A 24,741-nucleotide genomic window follows, 5' to 3' on the forward strand; every position below is an offset into this window, starting at 1 on the left:
TGGTTGGGGTTCCGGGCCGGTGCGACGGTCGGTTCATGACACCTTCCACGTACACCGTCACCGGCCACTGGATCGGTGGCGAGACCGTCGCCGGCACGGCCGGCACCATTCCCGTCGTGAACCCGGCGACCGGCGAGGTCGTCGCCGAGACCCCGGCCGGCACCGCCGCCGACGTCGACCGGGCCGTCGCCGCGGCCCGGGCGGCCTTTCCCGCCTGGGCGGCGACCACGCCGCAGCACCGGGCGGGCGTGCTGCGTCGCCTCGGCGCCGGCCTCGCCGCCCGGCAGGAGGAGATCGCCCAGGCGATCACCGCCGAGATGGGCTCGCCGATCGGCATGTCCCGCACCGCCCAGGTCGCCTTCCCGGCCGCCGTGGTCGAGTCGGTCGCCGGTCTGGCCGACGACTTCGCCTGGACCGAGGAGGTCGGCAACTCGTTGATCGTCCGTGAACCGATCGGCGTCGTCGGCGCGATCACCCCCTGGAACTTCCCGTTGCAGCAGATCGTCTCGAAGCTGGCGCCGGCACTGCTCGCGGGCAACACGATGGTCTTCAAGCCCTCCGAGAACGCCCCGCTGACCGCGCGGATCCTCGCCGAGGTCGCCGCCGACGCGGGCGTGCCGGCGGGCGTGCTCAACGTGGTGTACGGCACCGGCGCGGTCGTCGGCGAGGCCGTCTCCGCGCACCCGGACATCGACATGATCTCCTTCACCGGCTCCACCCGGGCCGGCAGGCGCATCGGCGCGGTGGCCGCCGAGACCGTCAAGCGGGTCGCGCTGGAGCTGGGCGGCAAGGGCGCGAACATCATCCTGGACGACGCCGACCTGCCCGAGGCGGTCAACCGGGGGCTGATGATGGCGTTCACCAACGGCGGTCAGGTGTGCGGCGCGTGGCCGCGGATGCTGGTGCCCGCCTCCCGTCAGGACGAGGTCGTCGCGCTGGCCGTCGAGGCGGCCAAGCAGTACACCGTCGGCGACCCGACCGACGAGGCCACCCGGGTCGGCCCGATGGCGTCCGAGGCCCACCGGGAGAAGGTCGTCGGGTACATCGAGCGGGGCGTCACCGACGGCGCCCGGCTCGTGTTCGGCGGCCCGGACCGGCCCGAGGGCCTGCCGACCGGGGCCTACGTGCAGCCGACGATCTTCGCCGACGTCGACCCGAGCGCACCCATCGCCCAGGAGGAGATCTTCGGCCCGGTGCTGACGATCATCCCGTACGCCGACGAGGAGGACGCCGTGGCGATCGCCAACAGCACCCCGTACGGCCTGACCAGCGGTGTCTTCGGCGAGCCGGAGCACGCTCTGGCGATCGCCCGGCGGCTGCGGGTGGGGCAGGTCGACGTGAACGCCGGCCACTGGAACCCCCTCGCCCCCTTCGGCGGCTACAAGCAGTCCGGCAACGGTCGCGAGTTCGGCCGCTTCGGCCTGGAGGAGTTCCTGGAGACGAAGTCCATCCAACGCTGACCGCACCCCCAGCCCTCGTCGATCATGGAGTTGTGGTGACCGTTTCACACCTATTGCAGGTGTTTTGTCCACCACCACAACTCCATGATCGACGGGGTGGGGGGTGGCGGGGTGGGGTGGGGTGGGGTGGGGTGGGGTGGGGTGGGGTCTGGAACAGCGTTGCTGGGTTTGACTGTTGCATTCTTGGTGCCGGCCGTCGTCGGCGCTCACCGATCGGAGACACCGTGGACCGCGCCCGACTCGCCAGCTTCCTGCGTACGCGCCGCGAGGCGCTGCAACCCGAGGACGTGGGACTGCCCCGGGGGCGGCGCCGACGCACCGGTGGGCTGCGACGCGAGGAAGTCGCCGCGTTGAGTGGTATGTCCACCGACTACTACAGCCGGTTGGAGCAGCAGCGCGGGCCGCACCCGTCGGAGCAGATGCTCGCCGCGCTGGCCCGTGGCCTGCGGCTATCGCTGGCCGAACGGGACCACCTGTTCCTGCTCGCCGGGCACGCCGCGCCGCACCGCACCGTGCGGGCCGACCACGTCAACCCGGGGATGATGCGCATCCTCGACCGGATGCACGACACCCCGGCCCAGGTGGTGAACCACCTCGGCGAGACCCTGGCGCAGACCGCGCCGGCCGTCGCCCTGCTGGGTGACGAGACCCGCTACACCGGGCTGGCGCGCAGCGCCCACCACCGCTGGTTCACCGACCCGTCGGTCCGGCGGCTGCACCCGGTGGAGGACCACCAGACGCAGAGCCGCCTGCTGGTGGGGCACCTGCACGCGTCGTACACCCGGGATGGGCGCGGTTCGCGGGCCGCGACGCTCGTCGACGACCTGCTGGCCAGGAGCCCGGAGTTCGCACAGCTGTGGCGCGAGCATCCGGTGCCGGCCGGCTACTGCCCGGCGAAGCACTTCCTCCACCCGGAGGTGGGGGCGTTGGAGCTGCACTGCCAGACGCTCGTGGACCCGGACCAGTCGCAGACGCTGCTGGTCTTCACCGCCGTGCCCGGCTCGCCGAGCGACGAGAAGCTGCGGCTGCTCTCCGTCATCGGCGGACAGCTCGTCTGACCGCGATCAGCTCCGGGCGGCGGCGGCGTCGCCGGAACGCGGCGTCCGCGGGAAACGGGCGGGGCTGACGCCCAGGTACCGCCGGAAGTGGCGGGCCAGGTGGGCCTGGTCGAAGAAGCCGGCGGCGACCGCGACCTCGGCGGGCCGCTGCCCGGCGACGAGCAGACGGCGGGCCACCTCGACGCGGCGACCGGTCAGGTACGAGTGCGGTGGCACCCCGTGCGCGGCGGTGAACGTCCGAACCAGGTGGGTCGGGTGGGCGTGCAGCAGCGCGGCGGCCTCCCCGAGCGTGACGCCCTCGACGGTCCGGGCGTCCAGCAGCTCCCGTAGGCGGACCGCGAGACCGGGGGCGGCCGGTGCCCTGGTGACCGGGGCGCGTCGGCGCAGCCGCGTGTGCAGCCGGTCCAGGATGAGCGCGAGCCGACCCTCGGCCTCGAACTCGTCGCCGGGTGCGTCGAGCGCCCGGTGCAGGAGGTGGATGCGGTCGCGCAACTGCGGGTCGACGATGCCCGGCTGGTCGACCGCCCGGCCGACCAGCTCCGCGTCGAGTACGGCGGTGTCGAGGTAGAGGACCCGCTTGCGGAAGCCGTCGACGGTGGCGGCGCGACCGTCGTGCGGCACGTACGGCGGCAGCAGGGTGACCGAGGTGCGCAGCGCGCCGTGCCGGTGCCGGTCCAGGTCGTAGCGGACCGCGCCGTCGTCGACGATCAACAGCGTCCAGACCTCGTGGACGTGCCGGGGGTAGGCGTGGTCCAGGAAATGGGCGTGGAAGACCTCGGCGACCCCGGCTACGGCGGGTCGCCACGCGCTGACGTGCGAGCCCGCCGGGCGGGTGGCCACGCTAAGAACGTACAAGACCGGTCGGCGGTACGCGGGCAGGCTCGACGCCATGACCGAACCCATCCGATTCCCCACCAAGATCGCTGTGCTGCTCCGTGACGACCTGGTGAGCTGGCAGCGCCTGAACGTCACCGCGTTCCTGGTCAGCGGCATCGCCAACGCCGTACCGGAACTGCTGGGCGAGGAGTACCGGGACGCGGACGGCACCCGGTACCTGCCGATGTTCGGCCAGCCGGTGCTGGTCTTCGCCGGTGACCGGGCCGCGCTGGCCGCTGCGCACTCACGCGCGCTCGCCCGTGGGCTGCGTCTGTCCATCTTCACGGCCGACCTGTTCGCCACCGGCAACGACCGGGACAACCGAGCGGCCGTGCAGGCGGTCGGGCGGGAGAAACTCGACCTGGTGGGCCTGGCGCTGCACGCCCCCCGCAACGTGGTCGACAAGGTGGTCAAGGGTACGACCATGCACCCCTGAGGCGACGGCCGACGGGATCGTGCACGGGTTGTTCAGCCGACGTTCCGGTGGGGGTTCCACTGTGGTGAGCGGCGGGCGCTTGCATCGGCGCGGCGGCAACGGCCGCCGACTCGATGCGGGAGGCGATGTGCGTACCACTTCCAGAAAGGCTCGGGCCGTCGCGTCCGCCGCGGTGGCGATCTCGCTGCTCGCGGCGACGCCGGCACTCGGCGCGCCGGGGCACCCGACCCCGGGGCACCCGGGTACGGGCGCGAGCTGCGCGCCGGACGCCTCGCTGCTCGGCTTCTCCGACGCTCTCGACAAGACGGCCTTCCGGGGCACTCCGGTGGCCGGCCTGTCCGCGCTGTCGTTCACCCGCCCCGGGCGTGCCCTCGCGCTGGTGGACAACATCGGCACCACTCCCGCCCGGGTCTACGAGCTGGGCCTGGACACCGGCCGGCGCGGCGTGGACGTCGGTGTCCGCGACGTCACGGTGCTCACCCGGCCCGACGGCACGCCGTACACCGGTGCCGACTTCGACGGGGAGGGGCTCGTCGCCGAGCGCGGCGGGGACACCGTCCTTGCCGGCTCCGAGCGGGAGCCCTCGATCCGCCGGTTCCGGCTCTCCGACGGCCGGGAGATCGGCTCGCTGCCGGTGCCGGCCCGCTTCCAGGTCACCCCGGCCGGTGAGGCCGCGGTCAACCAGACCTTCGAGGCGCTGACCGCCACCGGGGACCACCGGGTGCTCTACGCCGGGATGGAGGGCCCGCTCGCGGCGGACGGCCGCGACGCCGAGGGCCGCGGCCGACAGCGGATCATCCGGTACGACGGCCGCGAGGGCGGCGCGTACGCGCCGACCGCGCAGTACGCGTACCGCACCGACCCGAACCTCGGTCTGGTCGAGCTGATCGCGCTCGGCGACGACCAACTGCTCTCGGTGGAGCGGGGCTTCACGACCGGGGTGGGGAACACCGTGCGGGTGTACCGGGTCTCGGCGACCGGCGCGCCCGACGTGTCCGCCGTCGAGTCCCTGTCGACCACGACCGACCCGCGCTCGTGGTTGGGCAAGGAGCTGCTGGTCGACATCGCCGACTGCCCGCCGTCCGGCGCGACCACGAAGCAGCCGCAGCCCAATCCGTTGCTGGACAACATCGAGGGCGCCGCGCTCGGCCGTGACCTGCCGGGCGGTCGCCGCGAGCTGTACCTGATCAGCGACGACAACGGCAGCGCCACCCAGACCACCCGGGTGTACGCGCTGTCGGTGAAGCTGCGACCCGAGGTGACGTTGCGGGAACGGGCGCTGCTGTCGGCGACCGCGTACCAGCCGGGGCCGGTCTCCGGCACCCAGCTCGCCACCACCCCGGTCAACGGGATCACCGCGCCCTTCCCCGGCCAGCCCATTCCGGGCTTCTCCGCGGTGATCCCGGCCCAGCCGGGTGACCGTTCCGGCCGGCGGCTGCTCGCCATGCCGGACAACGGGTTCGGCGCGAAGACCAACTCGGCCGACTTCCTCCTGCGGGCGTACGAGATCGAACCGGACTACCAGCGTCACGGCGTGACCGTCCGGGGGCACATCGGTTTCCGCGACCCCGACCGCAGGGTGCCGTTCCCGATCGTGAACGGCGACACCCGGGACCGCCTGCTGACCGGCGCGGACTTCGACATCGAGTCGCTGGCCCGCGACGCGCGGGGCGACCTGTGGATCGGCGACGAGTTCGGCCCGTACCTGGTGCGCACCGACCGGACCGGAAAGGTGCTGCAGGCGCCGATCCCGCTGCCGGACGGCACCAGGTCTCCGCAGTCGCCGGATCTCGCCCCGGGTGAGACGCCGACCCTGCGGGCCAGCAACGGTTTCGAGGCGATGGCGACCAGCGCGGACGGCTGGACGCTGTACCCGATCCTGGAGGGCGCCCAGGTCGACGACCCGGACCAGCGCCGCCGGGTGGTCTACGAGTTCGACGTGCGGCACAACCGGTACACCGACCGCACCTGGTCGTTCCGGGTGGACGACCCGTCCCTGCTGGTCGGGGACGCGGCGGTGCTCGACGGTCACCGGCTGCTGCTGATCGAGCGGGACAACGGCATGGGCCGGCAGTCGGTGGTCAAGCGACTGGTGGTGACCGATCTGGACGAGGTGGGCGCGGACGGCTACCTGCCCCGGCGCACCGTTGTCGACCTGATGCGCGTGGCCGACCCGAAGGGTGTCTCCACTCCGGCCCGTCCGGGCGAGTACGGCGTCGGCCCGCTCTTCTCGTTCCCGTTGCAGTCGGTCGAGTCGGTGCTGCCGCTCGGCGGCGAGCGGGTGCTGGTGGCCAACGACAACAACTTCCCGGGCAACGACGGTCGTATCCCGGGGCGTCCGGACGACACGGAGCTGATCGTGATCGACGTGCCCGGCCTGCGCTGACATCTCCGTTCCGAACGACCCCCGGCAGCATTGCGCCGGGGGTCGTCGCGTTCACCGGGAGGCGGCGGGCGTTCGCAGACATTGATATCAATGAACGGCGCTGTAATAATTAACACACTTTACAAATGCTGTGGCACCTGGAGGACGACGAGATGACACGACGACTGGCCGGAGCCCTCCCCCGCATCCGCCTGACCTCCACGCTCGCCGTGGTCGTGCTCGCCGTACCGGCGGCGCTGGCCGTCGGCGCATCGCGCGCGACAGCCGCCACGACCGGCGCCATCACGGGGTACGGCGGCAAGTGCGTCGACGTGGCCGCCGCCAACCCGGCCAACACCACGGCGGTCCAGCTCTACACCTGCAACGGCTCGACGGCGCAACAGTGGACGGTGGGCGACGACGGCACGATCAGGGCGCTGGGCAAGTGTCTCGACATCGCCGCCGGCAGCACCGCGAACGGCGCACGCGTCCAGATCTACGACTGCAACGGCACCGGGGCGCAGCAGTGGTCGGCGAGTGCCGGGCAACTGGTCAACCCCACCTCCGGCAAGTGCCTCGACGCGACCGGCCCCAGCTCCGCCGACGGCACTCCGCTGCAGATCTGGAGCTGCACCGGCACCGCCAACCAGACCTGGACGCTGCCCACCGGCGGCACCATACCACCCCCGTCGAGTGGGTTCACCCACCCCGGCGTGCTGGTCAGCCGGGGGCAACTCGACTTCGTACGCGGTCGGGTGCAGGCCGGCGCGCAGCCGTGGACATCGGCCTACAACCAGATGATGGGCAGCCGGTACGCCTCCCTGTCGCGTACGCCGGCACCCCGGTCGGTGGTCGAGTGCGGGTCGTACTCCAACCCCAACAACGGCTGCACCGACGAGCGGGAGGACGCGATCGCCGCGTACACCCACGCCCTCGCCTGGTATCTCACCGGGGACTCCCGGTACGCGCAGAAGTCCATCCAGATCATGGACGCGTGGTCGGCCACGATCACCGCGCACACCGGCAGCAACGCACCGTTGCAGACCGGCTGGGCCGCCTCGGTCTGGCCCCGCGCCGCCGAGATCATCAAGTACACGTACTCGAGTTGGCCCAACGCCGACCGGTTCGCCACCATGCTGCGCACCGTCTACCTGCCGGTGGTCCGCATCGGCTCGAACAGCAACGGCAACTGGGAACTGACCATGATGGAGGCAGCCGTCGGCATCGCCGTCTTCCTGGAGGACCGCAGCGCCTACGACGCGGCGGTCACCCGCTTCCTCAACCGCACTCGGGCCTTCGTCTACCTGCCCAGCGACGGTGCGTTGCCGTACACGGTGCCCGGCAGCGGCCTGGACACCAGCTCCGAGATCATCGGCTACTGGCAGGGCCAGTCCACCTTCGTCGCGGGCCTCGCCCAGGAGACCTGCCGCGACTTCGTCCACACCGGGTACGGGATCTCCGCCATCTCGCACGTCGCGGAGACCTCGCGGATCCAGGGACGGAACCTGTACCCGCAGGTCGGTGAGCGGCTGCGGCAGGCACTGGGCTTCCACTCCCGCTACCAGCTCGGCGAGGCGCCGCCCTCCTGGCTCTGCGGCGGCAGCCTCACCCGGGGCCTCGGCCCGATCACCGAGGTCGGCTTCAACGCGATGAGCACCCGGCTGGGCAACGTCATGACCAACACCCAGACGCTCACGCTGCAACAACGCCCGGCGGGCAGCAACAACCTGTTCGTCGCCTGGGAGACGCTGACCCACGCCGGCAACCCGAACTGACCGGACCACGGTGGGTCGGCGCCGAGACGCTCGACGCCGACCCGCCGCGGTGTTCAGCCGTCGGCCCCCGGGGCCGCCACCGGGCTGACCCGCGACGCCCGCCGGGCCGGCAGCCTGCCGGCCGGCGTGGTCGGCTGAGGGGCCGACGGCGCGACGGCCACTGACCTAACATCGTCATCAGTCGATGACTGGTCCGCTGCGGTCACCCGGAAGCGAGGCAAGCATCATGCGCGATCATCAGGTGCGCGGCGTCCGATCCAGGGCAGCCGCCCTGGCCGCCTGCGCGTTCACGGCGGCGGTGGTGGCGGGCGCGACCCCGGCGTACGCCGCGGCGGACACCGAGCGCCCCACCGCGCCCGGCGCCATCACCGTCGTCGCCGTCGACACCACCTGGATCGAGTTGACCTGGGCGGCCGCGACCGACAACGTCGGGGTGGTCGGCTATCCGGTCGGCGCGCGATTCGAGGACACCGGCGCCCACTATTCGACCGACACCACCAGCATCCGGATCACCGGCCTGCGACCCTCGCGCACGTACGTCTTCTCCGTCGCGGCGGTGGACGCGGCCGGCAACAGGTCGCTGAACGATCCGACACTGCGGGTGACCATGCCGCCGGGTGACGACCAGCCGCCCGGCGCACCCGGCCAACCGGTCGCCTACGACGTCGCCGCGACGGCGGTGTGGCTGCGCTGGACCCACTCGGTCGAGAACGTCGCCCTCGACCGGTACGAGGTGTTCCGGGTCGACGCCGGCGGCGCTCTCACCCGGGTCGGTGAGGTGTACCAGTACCCGCCGCGCAACAGCACCCAGGTCAGCGGGTTGACGCCGAACACCACGTACACCTTCGTGGTGCGGGCCCGCGACGAGGCCGGCCACCTGTCCCCGCCGTCCGCGCCGGTCACCGTGACCACGCTTCCCCCACCACCGAGCTGCTCGGTCCGGTCGACCGTGGCCCAGTGGCCGGACGGCTTCGTGGCACGCCTCGCGGTCACCAACACCGGCCCGACCCCGATCGACGGGTGGACGATGAGCTGGCGGTTCTACGCCGGTCAGCAGCTGCGCGGCCTGTGGGGCGCGGAGGTCGTCGACCGGGACGGCAGCTACCTGCGGGTGCGCAACGTCCGCCACAACGGGCTGATCCCGCCCGGCGGCACGGTGTCGCTGGGGGTCGTCGCCAGCGGTTCGCAGACGCCGCAGGAGGTCACTGTGAACGGTGGTGTCTGCCAGGTGGCGGACGAGTAACGCTCGCGTTCGAGGTCTGGCGCGCGCCGCGACATCTTGCGACGCTAGCGAATATGTATGACTACGACCTGGTGGTGCTGGGCTCCGGGCCCAGCGGTCAGAAGGCCGCGATCGCCGCGGCCAAGCTCGGCAGGCGGGTCGGCATCGTGGACCGCCGCGACATGATCGGTGGGGTGTGCATCAACACCGGCACCGTGCCGTCCAAGACGCTACGCGAGGCCGTGCTCTACCTGACCGGCCTGAGCCAACGTGACCTCTACGGCAGCAGCTACCGGGTCAAGGACGAGATCACGGTCAGCGACCTGGCGGCCCGGACCCAGCACGTCATCACCAGGCAGACCGACGTCATCCGCAACCAGCTCGCGCGCAACCGGGTCGCCATGATCACCGGCACCGGCCGGTTCGCCGACGCGCACTCGATCTGGGTCGACGGCGGGTCCGGCCGGGAGTCCAAGGTGACCTTCGACAAGATCGTCATCGCGGCGGGCACCCGTCCGGCCCGCCCGGACAGCGTCGACTTCGACGACCGCACGATCGTGGACTCCGACGGCGTCATCAACCTCCAGGCCGTACCCCGCAGCATGGTCGTGGTCGGCGCCGGGGTGATCGGCATGGAGTACGCCTCGATGTTCGCCGCCCTGGGCACGAAGGTGACCGTCGTCGAACGGCGCGAGCGGATGCTCGACTTCTGCGACGACGAGATCGTCGAGTCGCTGAAATACCACCTGCGCGACCTGTCCGTGGCGTTCCGCTTCGGCGAGGAGGTCGCCGCCGTGGAGAAGCACCAGACCGCCGCGCTGTGCATCCTCAAGAGCGGCAAGAAGATCGTCGCGGACACGGTCATGTACTCCGCCGGCCGGCAGGGCCAGACCGACGACCTGGCGCTGGAGGCGGCCGGGCTGGAGGCGGACCGACGCGGCCGGATCACGGTGGACGCCAACTACCGCACGAGCGTGGACCACATCTACGCGGTCGGTGACGTGATCGGCTTCCCCGCTCTCGCGTCCACCTCGATGGAGCAGGGCCGGCTGGCCGCGCAGCACGCCTGCGGCGAGCCGATCCGGGAGATGCACGGCCTGCAACCGATCGGCATCTACACCATCCCGGAGATCAGCTTCGTCGGGCAGACCGAGGCGCAGCTCACCGAATCCTCGACACCGTTCGAGGTGGGCATCGCGCGGTACCGGGAGTTGGCCCGCGGGCAGATCGTCGGCGACTCGTACGGGATGCTGAAGCTGCTCGTCTCCCCCGACGACGGTCGGCTGCTCGGCGTGCACGTGTTCGGCACCGCCGCCACCGAGATCGTCCACATCGGGCAGGCGGTGATGGGCTGCGGCGGCACGATCGACTACCTGATCGATGCGGTGTTCAACTACCCCACGCTGGCCGAGGCGTACAAGGTGGCCGCCCTCGACGCATCCAACAAGATCCGCAACATCACCCGCATCGACGGCTGACCCCTCTCCCCCCTCCCGGTGATCAAGAGGTTTGCGTCATCCGGCGCGGCGTGTCGTGACGCAAACCTCTTGATCACCCACTGGGGTGGGGCCGGTGCGGGGGCGGGTCGCCTCCGCACCGGCCGGGGGTTTCTCAGCCTGCGGAGCAGGTGGGGCTCAGGGTGCCGGCGGTGCCGTTGGCCTGGAACCCGAACTCGGTGGACTGCCCGGCGCCGACCTGACCGTTGTAGGACACGTTGCGCCAGTTCGTGGTGCCGGTGTTACCGCTGCGGTCGGCGCTCCACGCGTTGGTGACCGTCGCTCCCGATGGCAGCGCGATCGTCACCGTCCAGCCGTTGAGGGCCGATGAGCCGGCGGTCACCCGCACGCTCGCCACGAAACCACCTGTCCACTGGTTCACCGACACCGTCGCGGTGCAGCCACCCGGGCCCGGGGGCGGGGTCGTGGGCGGCGGGTCGGTCGGCGGCGGCGTGGTGGTGGGCGGCGGGTCCGTCGGCGTGGTGCCGTTGTTCAGCGCGGCGAGCACCGCGTCGTACGCCGGCTTCTTCGAGCCGTTGCTGTTGAACAGCAGCGGGGTCTGGCTGGCGCGCCACGAGTCACTGTCCCGGATGCCCCACACCGTGATCCCGGTGCAACGCGAGACGGCGAGGCAGTCCTCCACCACGCTGCGGTAGGTGTTCGGCGACGCGCCCTGGATGTCCAACTCGGTGATCTGCACGTCCACACCGAGCGCCGCGAAGCTGGACAGCGTGGTGCGGTAGTTGCTGACGTACGGGGAGTCGTTGTTGAAGTGCGACTGGAACCCGACGCAGTCGATCGGCACACCACGCGCCTTGAAGTCGCGCACCATGTTGTACACGGCCTGCGTCTTCGCGTGCGTCCAGTTGTCGGTGTTGTAGTCGTTGTAGCACAGCTTCGCGTTCGGGTCGGCCGCGTCGGCCGCCCGGAACGCCGCCTCGATCCAGTCGTTACCGGTGCGCTGCAGGTTGGAGTCGCGACGGGCGCCGGAGCTGCCGTCGGCGAACGCCTCGTTCACCACGTCCCACGAGTGGATCTTGCCCCGGTAGTAGGTGGCCACCTGGGTGACGTGGTTGAGCATCGCCGAGCGCAGCGCGCTGCCGCTCATGCTCTCCATCCACCCCGGCTGCTGCGAGTGCCAGGCGAGGGTGTGCCCCCGCACGCTCATGCCCCGGCTGATGGCGTGGTTGACGATCCGGTCGGCGTCGGTGAAGCTGAACCGCCCCTGCTGCGGCTCGGTCGCGTTCATCTTCATCTCGTTCTCGGGCGTCACCGAGTTGAACTCACGGTTCAAAATCGTCGTGTACGCCGAGTCGGACAGCTTGTACGCCGCCACCGCCGCGCCGAAGTACCGACCCTTCTCGGCGGCGGACGCGCCCAGGGTCGTGCCGGCGGCGGCCGGTGCCGTCATGAACAGCGCCATGCCGGCGGCGAGGGCGCCCACGCCGGTCAGCGCCATGGCGGCTCTCGATGCCGCCTTCCATCTGGTCCTTCTCATCTCGGGCGACTCCTTCTGTGTGGTGGGTGGGAAGGAAAATCAGGACACCGAACAGGCGGCACCGTTGAGGGCGAACGACGAGGGTTTGCCGGTACCGCCCTCGTGCGTGGCCTGGAAGCCGATCTCGACCGACGCGTTCGGGGCGATGGTGGGGTTGTAGGAGACGTTGCGGGCGGTGACCGCGCCGCTCGTCGGGGCGTACTGGGCGTTCCAGCCGCTGGTGATGCGCTGTCCGCTGGGCAGCGTGAAGGTCAACGCCCACCCGTTCACGGCGGCGGAACCGGTGTTGGTGATGGTCACGCTCGCGGTGAGCCCGCTGTTCCAGGCGTTGACCGTGTAGCCGACCCGGCAGGCACCACCGCTCGGAGGTGGAGTGGTCGGCGGTGGGGTGGTCGGCGGCGGAGTCGTCGGAGGCGGGGTCGTCGGCGGCGGGGTCGTCGGCGGCGCGGTGCCGTCGAGGCCGAAGAAGCGGATCACCTGCGCGGCGTCGACCGGGATGTTGTGGGTTACGCCCTGCATGCTGATCGCCTCGACCGGGGCCGTCGGGCCGCTGCTGCCGTACCGGGTGCGGGTGTAGCCGGACTGCGGGGAGTCGGTGTACGTCGGAGTCTGGCTCAGCCCGTGCACGTTGGTCCACTGCTTGAGCTGCTCACCGAAGTTCGGGTAGCGCAGCGTGTCGTCGTTGGTGCCGTGCCAGATCTGCATCCGGGGCCGCTGGCCGGTGTAGCCCGGGTACGCCTCGCGGACCAGGTCACCCCACTGCTGTGCGGTCCTGATGAGTTGCCCGTTCGCGCACTGGCTGTTCCACTCGGAGGTGCCGCCGGTGGCGAAGCAGGCGAACGGCACCCCGGCGAAGGACGCGCCGGCCGCGAACACGTCCGGGTAGACGCCCAGCATGACGTTCGTCATCATCGCCCCGGACGAGGTGCCGGTCGCGAAGATCCGTGCGGGGTCGGCGGAATACCGCTGTCGCACGTAGTCGACCATCGACATGAGCCCGACCGGGTCGCTGCCGCCGCCACGGCGTAGCGCCTGGGGCGAGTACACGTCCCAGCATTTGCTGCTGCGGGTCGCCGACGGATAGATCACGATGAACCCGTACCGGTCCGCGAGGGACGCGTACTGCGTGCCGGAGTGGAACGCGGGGCCCGTGCCGGTGCAGTAGTGCATGGCCAGGAGGATCGCCGGCCGGGACGCCACCCGGTCCGGGACGTAGAGGTGCATCTGCAGGTTGGTGGGGTTGGTGCCGAAGTTGGTCACCTGCGTCAGCGTCGCCGCCGACGCCGGCGCGGCGAACGTCAACGCGGCGGCGGCCAGTGTGACGGCCGCCATGGCGACGCCGAGCATCCGGGTCTTCAGTGTCATGGTCGCGATCCCTTGCGAAAAAGGCGCGTGGAAGGGGACTCAAGTCGAGGACTGCCCTTCGCCCGACCTTGACCGCGGCTCGCGTGACCAAGTCAGCTTCAATCGAGCAGACTCGATTGTCAAGACTTCCGGAAACCTTTCGCCGCAACGGTTTCCGGGATCACCTGCGGGCTCGACGGCATCGACGGAGGTCATCGCCGACGATAATCGGCGACCAGTTACCGGGATGTTCTCGGAACATGCCGGACGACCGACGGGAGGGTCAGTAGATGTCCCGCCCTCGCTCGTCGGGCACGCCGGACTTGCGGTAGAAGTACGTGTTGATCTGGTCGCGCCACTCGGTGGCGCACCGCACCTGCTCGTCGAGGCGTTCGGCGACCCGCTCGTACACCGCCGGATCGATCATCCCGTTCAGCGCCCGCCACCGCCGCCGCATCGCGGCCACCTCCTCGACGCCGGCGAAGTGGGTGTCGTAGATGTGCTGGATGACCGTCGACCCGCTGTGCAGCACGTGCCCGTACGGGACGTGGTGGAAGAAGAGCAACAGCTCGTCCGGGCAGGTTTCCAGCGACTCGTACACCTGCGCCCAGTGCGGCGGGTACTGGCCGGTGAACCCGGTGCCCGACGCGCGGGTGCGGTCCACGCCGACACCGTCGCGGTCGGCGAAGTGGTAGGTGCCCCACCGCGTGTACTCGTACCCGTCGACCCCGGGGCCGTAGTGGTCGCCGGGATTGACCATGAAGCCGACGCCCAGCGGGGCGGTGTACCGCTCGTAGGTGCGCCACGAGTCGTCCATGACCTCGTGCAGCGTCCGCCGCACGAGGTCCGGGTCGGCGGTCGCCGACGGCGGGAAGGTCAGCATGATCCATTCGTCGAGGACCGCCGTGGGGTCCCGCCGGGGGTCCCAGGCCAGCCGGCCGAACGTGTACAGGTTGGCCTGCGCCAACGGGTGCCCGGTCCAGAAGAGGTCGTCGCCCACGTTGGCGACCGCCACCAGGCCGCCGCCCGCGCCGGACTCCCCCGCCACCACGTCGGCCACCGCCCGCCCGTCCGGACCCCAGGGCGTGAACCGCAGCACCTCGCTCCACCACGGGCCGAGGTGGCAGACGTGCCGCTGCTGGCCGGTGTACTCCTGGGTGACCTGGAACTCCACCGCCACCCGGGTGGCCGGCATCGCGGCGATCACCGGGGAGACCGGTTCCCGGGTCTGGAAGTCCACCGGACCGTACTTCACCTGCACGACCACGTTGGTGCGGAAGCGGCCGTCGAGCGGGGCGAAATGGTCGTACGCGGCGCGCGCCCGGTCGGTGGACCGGTCCCGCCAGTCCTGGTGGTGGTTGTAGACGAACGCCCGCCAGTGCACCACTCCCCCGAACGGGGCCAGCGCCTCGGCCAGCATGTTCGCCCCGTCGGCGTGGTCACGCCCGTAGGTGAACGGGCCGGGTTGCCCCTCCGAGTCGGCCTTCACCACGTAGCCGCCGAAGTCCGGGATGCGGTCGTACACCGCGCGGGTGGTCGCGGCCCACCAGGCCCGCACCCCTTCGTCCAGGGGATCGGCCGTCGCCAGGCCGCCGAGGACCACCGGCGCGGCGAAGGTCACCGACAGGTGCACCCGGATGTGGTACGGACGCAGCACGTCGGCGATCTCGGCGACGTCGCCGAGCCGGTCGGTGAGCAGCAGCGCCTCGGTCCGGGCGACGTTGACGTTGTTCACCGAGATCGCGTTGACACCGCTCGCGGCCAACAGTCGCCCGTACTCCCGGATGCGGGCCAGGTCACCACGCGGACGGCCGTCCTGCCAGAAGATCGAGCCGCCCGCGTACCCCCGTTCGACCTGGCCCATCACCGGGTGCACGGCCACGTTGTCCCAGTGGTCCAGCATCCGCCGACGCAGCGCCGGTCGGTGCCGCTCGGCAGGACGCTCGGCGTCGAAGGCCGCCGCGCAGAGCCGGACCACGTGGAACAGTCCGTACAGCAGGCCGGCGGGCGCGTCGGCCAGCACCACCGTCACGTCACCGTCGCGGGTGAGCAGGAAGCCCTCGTCGCCGAGCGGCCCGGCGTCGCCGAGCTCGGTCAGCGCCGCCTCTCCGGCCGCCCGCGCCGACCGCACCACCGAGTTGGGTAACTCGTCCGCGCCGCGCACGGCGAACACGAGGTCGACGTCGACGTCCCAGGAGGGGGAATGCCACACCCGCCCGCCGTAGCGGGCGCAGGCCCGCGACACCTCGTGCAGCACGGTGTCGACGATCAACCCGTCACCGTGGACGAGGACGCGGCGCGCGCCGAGCGACCGGAACGCCTCCGGGGGCAGCCAGGCCGGGTGCACGCGTGGCTCCTCGGTCTCCATCGGATCGTCGACGAACATCAGTTGCTCCAGGTGGACCGACTCGTCGGCGTTCACCAGTCCTCCTTCAACACCACGACTCCGTACGCCGGCAGGCGCATCGTCGAACCGGTCCAGATCCGGTCACCGGTGAGCAGGTCGACCCCGCCGCGACGGGCGGGCACCTCGACCGCGTCGGCGCGGTGGTTGAGCAGGAACAGCAGCCGCGAGCCGTCCGGCGCGACCCGGACGGCGGATTCCAGGTCCGCGACGTCCGGGTAGGGCCCGATCACGTCGTGCCGCGCGAGCACCTGCCGGACCACCCAGGAGACCCCGGTCTGGTCCAGGTCGGTCGCCACGTACCAGCCGTCACCGTCGCCGAAGGAGTTGCGGGTCACCGCCGGTGTGCCCGCGTAGAAGTCGGCCTGGTAGGTGCCGACCACCTGCGCGCCCTGCGGGATCACCAGCTCGAACAGCAGCCGCGCCTCGACCTCGACAGCCTCGGCACCGTCACCGAGTCGGACCGGGTTGACCACCTCCGGGCCACGGGCGTCCCACTCGTCGACCCGGACACCCGTCAGCTGCCCGAGCGGGCCCGGCACGTCCATCAGGAAGGCCTGGTCGTTCTCGTCCACCCGACCGGACAGGTAGGTGGTCAGCACCGACCCGCCGCGCGCCGCCACGTCCTCCAGGCGCTGCGCCAGGTCGCCCTTGAGCATGTGCAGGGCCGGCGCGACGACCACGTCGTAGCCGGACAGGTCGGCGGTCACCGCGACGACGTCCAGGTCCACCCCGGCGTCCCATAGCGCCCGGTGGTACGCGAGCACGACCTGTTGGTAGCGGACCAGTCGGGACGGGCCGTCGGAGATCTCCAGAGCCCACCAGCTGTCCCAGTCGAAGAGCAGCGCCACCCGGGCGGGCGTCCGCGCGCCCAACGACGCCGAGCCGAGCCGGTCCAACTCGGCACCCAGCTCGGCGACCTCCCGGAACACGCGGGTGTCGGAGCGGCCGGAGTGGCCGATGACCGCGCCGTGGTACTTCTCGCTGGCGCCCCGGGAGGCGCGCAGCTGGAAGAACAGCACCGCGTCGGCGCCGTGCGCCACCGCCTGCCAACTCCACAGCCGCATGAGACCGGGCCGCTTCAGCGGATTGACGTCGCGGCACGCGGTCACGCCCGGGGACTGTTCCATCAACCAGAACGGCTGGCCGTCCTTGAGCCCTCGCATCAGGTCGTGGGTCAGCGCCATCCGGGCCGCCGACTCGTCGTCGGGCGGGTAGTTGTCCCAGGAGGCGAAGTCCAGGTGCGCCGCCCAGCGGTGGTAGTCGATCGGCCGGTACATGCCCATGAAGTTGGTCGTCACCGGCAGGGTGGGGCTGGACTCCCGGATGGCGGCCTTCTCGTCGTGGAAGTTGGCCAGCATCGCGTCGGAGGAGAACCGCAGGTAGTCGAGGGTGATGCCCGGGAACGCGGTGTGGTCCGGGCCGCGCCAGTGCTCGGTCAACGCCGACGGTGGCTCGATCTGCTCCCAGTCGGTGAAGGTGTGCGACCAGAAGGTCGTGTACCAGGCCGCGTTCAGGTCGTCGAGGGTGCCGTAGCGGTTGCGCAGCCAGCCCCGGAAGCCGTCCGCGCACAGCTCGCAGTAGCAGGCGCCGCCGTACTCGTTGCCCACGTGCCACGCCACGACCGCCGGGGTGTCGGCGTAGCGACGGGCGACCCGGCGGGCCAGCTCGACGGAGAGCCGGCGGTAGACCGGCGAGCTGGGGCAGGAGTTGTGTCTGCGGCCGAACCGGTGCTTGCGACCGTCGAAGTCGGTGCGGGTCACCTCCGGGTACGCCTTCGCCAACCACGCCGGGTGAGCCGCGGTGCCGGTCGCCAGGCAGATCCCGCGCCCCTCGGCGGCGGCCCGCTCCACGATCCGGTCCAGCAACGAGAAGTCGTACACGTCCTCGGCGGGCTGGGTGAGCGCCCAGTCGAACACGCCGAGCGTGACCAGGTCGATCCGGGCGCTGTCGAAGAGACGGTGGTCCTGCTTCCACACGTCCTCGGGCCACTGCTCCGGGTTGTAGTCGCCCCCGAAGGGCACCTTCGCGGTGACGGGCAGGCTCATGAGGTGAACTCCTTCCGGATCAGCTCGACCATCGGGTCGCCGACGCGCAGCAGCGCGAGGGCCGCGACCGAGGCGAGCAGCACCAGCACCGCCTCCGAGAAGACCGCGGTGACGCCGGTCGCCGCCGCCAGCAGCAACGCGGTGCCGACGGTGACTCCGGGGGTACGCACGAGGAAGTGCACGGCCAGCCGGAGAACGTCCCGGGTGCGGAAGTCGAACAGCGAGGTGATCACCAGGGCGTTGGCCGCGGCGAGTGTCACCGCCACGGCGAGCAGGACCAGCGGCACCGTCCACCAGCCGGGCAGGCCGACCGCGTCCCGGTAGGCGAGGTTCATGGCGAGCACGGTCAGCCACAGCAGCGTCGGCGTCCAGACGCGCAGCGCGCCGGACAGGTTGGTCCGGTACCCGCGCCAGAACGTGGCGGCCGGGCGCAGGTCGGTCAGGTCGGGGCGCTGGTGGCGCAGGGCGTACAGGGCGGCGGAGGTCGCCGGGCCGACCGGCACCAGGAGCAGGGCGACCAACGGCAGGTTGCTGGGGTCGCGGTCCAGCAGCAGTAACGGAAGCAGGCCGGGCACTGCGGTGAGCAGGAGCAGCAGCTCGACCACGAGCAGGATGTAGACCCGCGCGCTGATCCGCGACAGTGGTCCGTCGCCGAACTGTCGCCAGGTCTGGGCCGCCCCACTCACTGTCGCTCCTTCTGGTCGCTTCGCCGGAGGGCGGGCGGGTCGCGCGCGTCGCACCGGCCGGTGGTCGACGGGGCGTCCGGTCGAGCGGGTGACCCCGCCCGACCGGACACCGCGCCGATCAGCCGTTGTTCTTCTGGAACCGCTCGTACGCCTTGTTGACCAGGTCGATGTACTGCTCGGAGTTCTTGGCCTTCAGCTCGGCCACGTACGCGTCCCACTCGCTGAGGGGCCGCTGGCCGAGGGCGAACTTCAGCGTGTTCTGGGTGACGAAGTCCTTCAGCGGCGTCTCCCAGAGCGACACCTGCTCGCGCTCCTCGTCGGTGAACGGGCGCGGCGGGGGGACCGCCCTCGGCTTGCGGGCGTCCATCACCTTCTGGAACTCCAGTTCCTCCGGGGAGAAGAACCCACGGACCAGGTCGGGCGTGCCGCCGTAGGCGAAGACGCCGTTGTGGAAGCCGAAGTCCTTCTGCAGGTGCTTGGGCGCCTTCGGGTGGAGGCCGAGGAAGTCGATGCCGGGGTCGAGCGTGCGCTTGCCGGAGGCGTCCTTGGTGAAGGTGGTGCCCTCGACGCCCCAGCGGGCGAACTCCAGGCCGGCGTCCGAATACCACAACCAGTCGATGAACTGCATCATGGCCACGAAGTTCTTGCTCTCCCGGGCCTTCGAGGAGATCATGATGCCGTTCTCCAGCCGGGGGAACGGGTTCACCTCGCCGGCCGGGCCGATCGGCAGCGGGATCTTGGCCATCTTCGCGTTCGGCAGGGTCTTGGCCAGGTCGGGGCGGTGGTTGTTGACCAGGGTCTGCGCGTTGCCGGTGACCACGAAGGACTTGCCGTTGGCGAGCTTCTGGCGTGCCTGGTCGTCGGTCTGGGTGAAGCTCTCCGGGTCGAGCAGCCCTTCGGAGACGAGCTTGTGCAGGTACGTGACCACCTGCTTGTACTGCTCCGACGAGCCGGTGTAGGTGAACTTCTTCGCCGTCGCGTCCCAGGTGGCGTGCTGGAAGTCCCAGCCCGCGTAGGTGCCGTGCGACGAGCCGAGGATGCCCAGCAGGGCGCCGGTCGGGTTGGGCTTGCTGAAGAGGTCGGAGTACGGGTAGACGTCCGGGTACTTCGCCTTCATCGCCTTGAGCACCGCGTACAGGTCGTCCCAGGTCTTCGGGGTGGGCAGGTTCAGCTCCTGCATGATGTCGGTGCGCACCAGCACCGTGTAGTCCTGGGTGGGCTTCTCGTGCAGGCCGGGCAGCAGGTAGAACTTACCGTCGGCCTGCCGCAGGTTGTCGATCTCCGGCTGGAGGCTCCACTTGGTGATCTTGTCCTTGAGGTTGGGCATCAGATCCAGGTAGTCGCTGACCGGGAGGATCGCCCCGGAGGACACGAACGCGTCCTCCTGCGGGTGGTACGTCTTCGGAATGATCAGCGGGGCGTCCCCGGCGCCGATCAACAGGCTGCGCTTCTGCTCGTAGTCGCTCAGCGGGACGGCGACCGGCTCGATCTTGACGTTGGTCCGCTTGGTCAACTCGGACCAGAACAGCCAGTCGTCCTTGAGCGGGTAGAACGTGTGGTTGTTGTAGAGAGTGGAGAAGGAGAGCGCCTCGGTGGCCTTGAACTGGTCGCCGACACCGTACTTCTCCATCGCGCCGACCCGGTTCTCGGAGAGGTCCTTCGACTCGCCGGGGTCCTCGGAACACGCGGAGATGAGGGAGAGCGCGAGTAGACCCGCGGTGGCTACCGCCACGCGGCGCCACGTCTTGTGGAGCATGGCTCGTCCTTTCGGTGGTGGGGTTTCGGTGGAAGCGGTGTGCCGGCCGACGTCATCCCTTCACCGCGCCGAGCATCACGCCGCGGACGAAGTACCGCTGGACGAAGGGGTAGACCGCCAGGATGGGCAGGGTGGTGAGCACGATCGTCACGGCCTGGAGGGTGGCCGCGGCCTGGACCTTGTCGGCGTCGGCGGCGGCCGACTCGGCGCTCGTGGCGCCCGCGATGAGATTGCGGAGGTAGACCGTCACCGGGAGCAGGTCCTGCTCGTCCATGTAGAGGAAGGCGGTGAACCACGAGTTCCAGAAGGAGACCGCGTAGAAGAGCACCATCGTCGCGATGATCGCCTTCGACAGCGGCAGCACGATGCGCAGCAGGATTCCGTACGTGTTCAGCCCGTCGACCGCGGCTGCCTCCTCCAACTCGGTCGGCAGGCTCTCGAAGAACGCCTTCATGACCAGCAGGTTGAACACACTGATGGCGTTGGGGATCACCACAGCCCAGATGGTGTTCTTCATCCCCAGGCTGGTGACCAGCACGTAGTTGGGGATCAGACCGCCGGAGAAGAACATGGTGAACAGCGCGACACCGACCAGCAGGCCGCGCCCCTTGAGCTGGGGCTTCGACAACACGTACGCGTAGCAGGTGGTCAACACGATCGAGATGAGCGTGGCGACGACCGTGTAGACCACGGTGTTGCGGTAGTTCGTCCAGAACAGCCCGTCGGACATCAGCAGCTCGTACGCGGTCAGGTCGAACCCGCGCGGAACGATGGTCACCTTCCCGGCGAGGATGTACGCCTCTTCGCTGAGCGAGCGGGCCACGATGTTGAGGAACGGGTACAGCGTCACGAACACGACGCCGAGCAGGACGATCGTGTTGACGATTCGGAAGATCCGGTAACCCCGGCTGTCGTCTGGGCCGCGCGTCTTCGGGGCGTCGCGATTCGCGCCGAGAATCACCACAGGCTCGTCCCCAGTGTGCGACGGGAGATGATGTTCGCCGACAGGACCAGGACCAGCCCGATCACCGCCTCGAAGAGACCGATGGCGGCGGCGTAGCTGAAGTTGCTGGACTGGAAGCCCATCCGGAACAGGTAGGTGGAGACCACGTCCGCGGTGGGGTACGTCAGCGGGTTGTAGAGCAGCAGGATCTTCTCGAACCCGACCGCCAGGAAACTGCCGATGTTGAGGATCAGCAGCGTCATCATGGTGGGCCGGATGCCGGGCAGGGTGACGTGCCAGGTCTGCCGCAGCCGATTGGCGCCGTCGATCCGGGCGGCCTCGTACAGGTCCTCGTCGATGGTGGTGAGGGCGGCGAGGTAGAGGATCGTGCCCCAACCGACGGTCTGCCAGACCTCCGACGAGACGTAGATGGTGCGGAACCACTCCGGTTTCTGCAGGAACGCCACCGGGTCACCACCGAACAGCCCGACGATCTGGTTGGCCGTACCGCCGACCGAGGTGAACTGCGCGATCATCGCCGCCACGATCACGATCGACAGGAAGTGCGGCAGGTACGACACGGACTGCACGAACCGCTTGAACCGGCGGGCACGAACCTCGTTGAGCAGCAGCGCCAGCACGATCGGCAGCGGGAAGCAGACCAGCAGGGTCAGCGCTCCGAGCACCAGCGTGTTGGTGAACACGTCCCAGAACGTCGGGTCGGTGAAGAACATCCGGAAGTACCGCAGCCCGACCCAGTACTCACCGAAGATGCTGCCGCCCGGCTTGAAACGGCGGAAGGCGATGATGTTCCCGAGCATCGGCAGGTACCGGAAGATCAGGAAGAACAGCAGCGGCAGGACCGCGAGCGAGTAGAGCTGCCAGTCCCGGCGCAGCGCCTGCCGCCAGGTCCGGCGCCGTCGCGGCGGATGGGCGGGGCTGGCAACCGCCGGCGAGCGTGGCGGCGCCGGCGGGGGTGGCCGCAACGTGGATGTCACGACGGCCTCCTACACGGACTGCGGAACGGCCACGAGGGGCTCGATCCGCACCGACGTGAGCAGTTCCCGTTGGTGGCCGACCTGGCGCTCGGTGCCGGTCAACCGCAGCGGCAGACTCGCCACCACGTCGTCGCTGGACCGGCCGAACCGCAGCTCGACGTCGCCGGGCTCGACGATGCGTCGGCCGGAGAGCCCGGTGAACGAGGCGATGTCGGCCGGTACCCCGAACGTCACGTGCGCCGATTCGCCGGGCGCCAACGGCAGCCGGGTGTAGCCGACCAGCCGGACCACCGGGCGGGTGGTCTGCGCGACGGGGTCGTGCAGGTAGAGCTGCACGACCTCGGTGCCGGCCCGGTCACCGGTGTTGGCGACGGTGATCCGCACCCGTACCTCGCCGTCGACCGGCCAGACCGCCGGCTCGTCCGCCGCCTCGACGATGGTGGCGTCGGACCACTCGAAGGTGGTGTAGCTCAACCCGTGGCCGAACGGGTAGGTCGGCGTCGGGTCGATCGAGGAGACCTTGCTGCGCCGGCCGAGCGGCGGTGACAGGTAGGTGCTCGGCATCCCGCCCGCATCGCGGGGCACACTGACCGGCAACCGCCCGGAGGGGTTGACCTCGCCGGTGAGCACCTCGGCGAGCGCCTGCCCGCCGAGTTGGCCGAGGAAGAACGCCTGCACCACGGCCGCCGCGGCGTCGAACTCCGGCCCGAGCGCGTAGGGGCGGCCCGCCATCAGCACCAGGACGACCGGGGTGCCGGTGGCGAGAACGGCCCGGACCAGGTCGGCCTGCACACCGGGCAGCCGCAGGTCGACAGCATCGCAGCCCTCGCCCGAGGTGCCCCGGCCGAACATCCCCGCCCGGTCGCCGACGGCGAGCACGCACACGTCGGCGTCGGCCGCCGCGGCGACCGCGGCCGGGATGCCCGAGGTGTCCTCGCCGGTGATGCCGCAGCCGGGTACGTGGGTGAGCAGCGGGACACGTCGGGCCAACTCGTCACGCAACGAGGGGATGTCCAGGCCGAGCCCGAACCCGCTGTGGTTCACGCCCACGTGGTTGGGGAACGTGTAGCAGCCGAGCATGGCCATCGGATCGTCGGCGAGCGGGCCGACCACTGCCACCCGGCTGCCGACGGCCAGCGGGAGGACGCCGGTGTTGCGCAGCAGGACGACCGCCTCCCGCGCCAGGCGCACGGCGATGTCCTGGCTGACCTCGTCGTCGAACCGCAGGGAGGCCACGTCGTCGGGCACCGCCCGCCAACCCTCGTCGAGCAGACCCAGCTCGATCTTCTGGATCAGCACCCGCCGCAGCGCACGGTCGATCAGTGCCTCGTCGACCTCACCGCGACGTACCGCCTCCACCAGCGGCCCGCCGAAGGCGTCCACTGTGGGCAGCTCGACGTCGATGCCGGCCCGCAGGGCGAGCCGGGCGGCGTCGGCGGCGTCGGCGGCGACCCCGTGCAGGGTCTCCAGGAAACGAACGGCGAAGTAGTCGGCGACGACGGTGCCGGTGAAGCCCCACTCGTCGCGCAGCAGCCCGGTCAACAGGCCGGGGTCGGCGGCGACGGGCAGACCGTCGATCTCCGCGTAGGAGTTCATCACCGAGCGCGCACCGCCGTGGCGCAACGCCATCTCGAACGGCGGCAGGATGACGTCGGCCAACTCCCGGGGGCCCATCGGCACGGGTGCGTGGTTGCGGCCGCCCCGCGAGGCCGAGTAGCCGGCGAAGTGTTTCAGTGTGGCCACCACGCCCGCCCGCTCCAGGCCCCGCACGTACGCGGCACCCGTCGTCCCCACCAGGTAGGGATCCTCGCCGATCGTCTCCTCGGTGCGGCCCCAGCGGTAGTCGCGGGTGACGTCCAGCACCGGGGCGAGGCCCTGGTGCACACCGGCGGCGCGCATGGAGCGCCCGATCCGGTCGGCCATCGCCTCGACCAGGTCGGGGTCGAAGGACGCGCCCCAGCCGAGCGGGGTCGGGTAGACGGTGGCCCGGAACGCCGCGAACCCGGTGAGGCATTCCTCGTGCACCTGCGCCGGAATACCGAACCGGCTGGCGGCGACGATCTGCGCCTGCGAGGCGGCCAGCGACCGGGCGCCGAGCACCGGGTCGACCGGCGCGGTGCCGAACGGTCGGGTGAGCTGGCCCAACCCGTACCGGATGACGCTGTCCCACTGCGGCGTCTCGCTGATCATGTCGGACTGGTGCGGTGCGACGCCCTCACCGGTGGCGTCGGCGCCGACCCAGACCCCGACGAGTTGGGCGACCTTCTCCTCCAGCGACATCATGGGCACGAGCGCCTCGGCCCGCTCGGGCGGCGACAGCCGCGAATCGCGCCACGGCTCGGCGCCGCCGTCCCCGGGCAACTGACTTCTCATGCC

The 24,741-nt window shown here is 70.6% G+C and carries 17 protein-coding genes; 7 read left to right on the plus strand and 10 right to left on the minus strand.

Going from position 1 to position 24,741, the window contains the following annotated elements:
- The first annotated feature begins 35 nt into the window (after positions 1-35).
- On the plus strand, positions 36-1,460 hold the full coding sequence (locus O7616_RS23045) for an aldehyde dehydrogenase family protein (RefSeq protein ID WP_282303889.1): 1,425 nt from the start codon (positions 36-38) through the stop codon (positions 1,458-1,460).
- Positions 1,461-1,684: 224 nt separating this feature from the next.
- Complete coding sequence (locus tag O7616_RS23050) at positions 1,685-2,518, plus strand: helix-turn-helix transcriptional regulator (protein ID WP_282303890.1); 834 nt, start codon at positions 1,685-1,687, stop codon at positions 2,516-2,518.
- A 6-nt stretch (positions 2,519-2,524) separates the two neighbouring features.
- On the opposite strand, the gene O7616_RS23055 is transcribed toward O7616_RS23050, so the two are convergent.
- On the minus strand, positions 2,525-3,358 hold the full coding sequence (locus tag O7616_RS23055) for an AraC family transcriptional regulator (protein ID WP_282303891.1): 834 nt from the start codon (positions 3,356-3,358) through the stop codon (positions 2,525-2,527).
- A 49-nt stretch (positions 3,359-3,407) separates the two neighbouring features.
- Between O7616_RS23055 and O7616_RS23060 the strand changes: the two genes are divergently transcribed.
- From O7616_RS23060 to sthA, 5 genes are all read left to right on the plus strand, one after another.
- Complete coding sequence (locus tag O7616_RS23060) at positions 3,408-3,830, plus strand: DUF2000 domain-containing protein (protein ID WP_282303892.1); 423 nt, start codon at positions 3,408-3,410, stop codon at positions 3,828-3,830.
- Between the two features lie 127 nt (positions 3,831-3,957).
- Positions 3,958-6,216 (plus strand): esterase-like activity of phytase family protein, encoded by a 2,259-nt coding sequence (locus O7616_RS23065; protein ID WP_282303893.1) that lies wholly within the window; start codon positions 3,958-3,960, stop codon positions 6,214-6,216.
- 125 nt (positions 6,217-6,341) lie between these two features.
- Positions 6,342-7,970, plus strand: a complete 1,629-nt coding sequence (locus O7616_RS23070; protein ID WP_282303894.1) for a ricin-type beta-trefoil lectin domain protein — start codon at positions 6,342-6,344, stop codon at positions 7,968-7,970.
- 226 nt (positions 7,971-8,196) lie between these two features.
- On the plus strand, positions 8,197-9,213 hold the full coding sequence (locus O7616_RS23075; protein WP_282303895.1) for a cellulose binding domain-containing protein: 1,017 nt from the start codon (positions 8,197-8,199) through the stop codon (positions 9,211-9,213).
- A gap of 53 nt (positions 9,214-9,266) precedes the next feature.
- Positions 9,267-10,670, plus strand: coding sequence for a Si-specific NAD(P)(+) transhydrogenase (sthA, locus tag O7616_RS23080; protein ID WP_282258942.1), 1,404 nt, complete (start codon positions 9,267-9,269; stop codon positions 10,668-10,670).
- 133 nt (positions 10,671-10,803) lie between these two features.
- On the opposite strand, the gene O7616_RS23085 is transcribed toward sthA, so the two are convergent.
- The 9 genes from O7616_RS23085 to O7616_RS23125 form a co-directional block, all read right to left on the minus strand.
- The gene (locus O7616_RS23085) at positions 10,804-12,186 is read right to left on the minus strand and encodes an endo-1,4-beta-xylanase (RefSeq protein WP_282258940.1); all 1,383 of its coding nucleotides are present in this window, start codon (positions 12,184-12,186) and stop codon (positions 10,804-10,806) included.
- A gap of 39 nt (positions 12,187-12,225) precedes the next feature.
- Complete coding sequence (locus O7616_RS23090) at positions 12,226-13,551, minus strand: PHB depolymerase family esterase (protein WP_282303896.1); 1,326 nt, start codon at positions 13,549-13,551, stop codon at positions 12,226-12,228.
- Positions 13,552-13,813: 262 nt separating this feature from the next.
- Complete coding sequence (locus tag O7616_RS23095; protein ID WP_282303897.1) at positions 13,814-15,952, minus strand: alpha-glucuronidase; 2,139 nt, start codon at positions 15,950-15,952, stop codon at positions 13,814-13,816.
- Complete coding sequence (locus O7616_RS23100) at positions 15,949-17,982, minus strand: beta-galactosidase (RefSeq protein ID WP_282303898.1); 2,034 nt, start codon at positions 17,980-17,982, stop codon at positions 15,949-15,951. The genes O7616_RS23095 and O7616_RS23100 overlap by 4 nt, the downstream gene beginning before the upstream one ends.
- Complete coding sequence (locus tag O7616_RS23105) at positions 17,979-18,668, minus strand: YesL family protein (protein ID WP_282303899.1); 690 nt, start codon at positions 18,666-18,668, stop codon at positions 17,979-17,981. Before O7616_RS23105 ends, O7616_RS23100 begins: the two co-directional genes overlap by 4 nt.
- A 118-nt stretch (positions 18,669-18,786) precedes the next feature.
- Positions 18,787-20,424: an extracellular solute-binding protein gene (locus O7616_RS23110; protein WP_282303900.1), complete on the minus strand. Its 1,638-nt coding sequence runs from the start codon at positions 20,422-20,424 to the stop codon at positions 18,787-18,789.
- Positions 20,425-20,476: 52 nt separating this feature from the next.
- Positions 20,477-21,385 (minus strand): carbohydrate ABC transporter permease, encoded by a 909-nt coding sequence (locus O7616_RS23115; RefSeq protein ID WP_282258933.1) that lies wholly within the window; start codon positions 21,383-21,385, stop codon positions 20,477-20,479.
- Positions 21,382-22,365, minus strand: coding sequence for an ABC transporter permease subunit (locus O7616_RS23120; protein ID WP_282303902.1), 984 nt, complete (start codon positions 22,363-22,365; stop codon positions 21,382-21,384). The genes O7616_RS23115 and O7616_RS23120 overlap by 4 nt, the downstream gene beginning before the upstream one ends.
- Before the next feature lie 9 nt (positions 22,366-22,374).
- Positions 22,375-24,738 carry a glycoside hydrolase family 3 N-terminal domain-containing protein gene (locus tag O7616_RS23125; protein ID WP_282303903.1) on the minus strand — a complete coding sequence of 788 codons (2,364 nt, stop codon included), beginning with the start codon at positions 24,736-24,738 and terminating at the stop codon, positions 22,375-22,377.
- Positions 24,739-24,741 lie beyond the last annotated feature (3 nt).

The sequence above is a fragment of the Micromonospora sp. WMMD964 genome (assembly GCF_029581455.1).
GTDB lineage: Bacteria > Actinomycetota > Actinomycetes > Mycobacteriales > Micromonosporaceae > Micromonospora.